Genomic DNA, 1,498 nt, shown 5'->3' with positions numbered 1-1,498 from the left:
GAGGGAGCAACTTGTCGTTCATGTGCGCATTGTCCGTGGATGGCAATGAATGAACTTGATGGAATTTTAGAAGTTTTACAAAAAGGCGATCAAGAAATACACGTTGATCCAGCGCTTGCTGAACGTGCCAAAATGCCTTTAGATCGAATGTTAGCCTTTAGTGCATCGTTAAAACGTTAAAAAGCCTCAAAATGCTTGTTAAATATACATTTGATAAGGATTTTTAACTTTTTTTGAGAATAGGTGTTGACGTCTGAGGGCGTCGCGCCTAGAATGCACACCGTACCGCACGATGTGCGATACAGCAAAAGCTGAGATAGATCGGAGCATAGCACAGCCTGGTAGTGCACCTGGTTTGGGACCAGGGGGTCGTAGGTTCGAATCCTACTGCTCCGACCATATTTAAAAGCGTTTAAGCTTTCTAAAATATCCCATATATTAAAATCATTTCTTCTTATCTTATGGATAGAAGAAATTTTTTTGTTTTCTATAATAAAATTTTAATTCCAAATTGCTCCAATATCTGAACTTGTTTAAATAAGTTCTGTTCTCTGTTATTGATATTTCTGCCTTAACTCATCTTTTTCTTGTTCTGATAAAAATGCAATTTTAAGTCCATTTTCTTGAGCTGTATAAATTTGTTCAGGCGTTAATCCTGCTAATGGGGCAGCAGATAAATATTCATGTTGTATCTCAATGCCTTCTACCGCTGGGTCATCTGTATTAATGGTGGCAAGTACACCATGTTCTAAAAAAGTCTTTAATGGGTGCTCTGCTAAAGACGGTACTGTGTTGGTTTGAATGTTTGAGGTGAGACAAGACTCAATACCAATCTTATGTTTCGCTAAATAATCTAAAAGTTTTAAATCCTGAACTGCTTTAACACCATGTCCAATTCGTTCAGCGCCTAATTCTTCAATCGCTTGCCAAATACTTTCTGGGCCGGCAGCTTCGCCTGCATGTACTGTAATGTGCCAACCTGCATCACGTGCTTTTTTAAAGTGTTCAATAAATAAATTACCCGGAAAACCAAGCTCATCTCCAGCAAGATCCAACGCTTTAATATCATTTTTATGGGCAAGCAGGGCATTTAATTCTTTTTCACAGGCTTCTTGGCCAAAAGTACGGCTCATAATGCCAATTAAATTCGCTTTTACGCCGTAAGCTTGACTGCCTTCTTTTACGCCCGCAATCACAGCTTCTACAACACCTTCAAGTGGAAGTTGATGTGTCATTCCCATATAACCCGGTGAAAAACGTAATTCTACATAGTCTAGGCCTTGTTGCGCTGCATCTTGCATGTTTTCAAAAGCAATACGCTTGCAGGCATCTAGGCTCGCTAATACTTTTACTCCCCAATCGAGCTTAGATAAAAAACTTAATAAGTCGGGTTGGTTATCCATCACTTGTACGTGTGGTCGTAAAGATTCAATGTCGTAAGCAGGCAAGTCTAAATTGTATTGTTGGCCTAATTCTAAAATAGTTTGAATGCGGATGT

General features: G+C 39.1%; 2 protein-coding genes and 1 tRNA gene. 2 read left to right on the top strand and 1 reads right to left on the bottom strand.

All coding sequences use genetic code 11. The features are described from left to right. Together nadA and J582_RS25130 are read left to right on the top strand one after the other, a co-directional pair. A partial coding sequence (gene nadA / locus J582_RS26620) for a quinolinate synthase NadA (RefSeq protein ID WP_171073064.1) occupies positions 1-180 on the top strand: 180 nt, incomplete at its 5' end. A gap of 142 nt (positions 181-322) precedes the next feature. After that, a tRNA-Pro gene (locus tag J582_RS25130) sits at positions 323-399 on the top strand. Between the two features lie 155 nt (positions 400-554). On the opposite strand, the gene add is transcribed toward J582_RS25130, so the two are convergent. Further along, complete coding sequence (add, locus tag J582_RS25125) at positions 555-1,496, bottom strand: adenosine deaminase (protein WP_081405586.1); 942 nt, start codon at positions 1,494-1,496, stop codon at positions 555-557. Positions 1,497-1,498: the final 2 nt, after the last annotated feature.

Source organism: Acinetobacter sp. 1566109, assembly GCF_000582255.1.
GTDB classification, from domain to species: domain Bacteria; phylum Pseudomonadota; class Gammaproteobacteria; order Pseudomonadales; family Moraxellaceae; genus Acinetobacter; species Acinetobacter nosocomialis.
The sequence above is the reverse complement of the archived record's forward strand: the minus strand, read 5'-3'. Positions and strand labels throughout refer to the sequence as shown.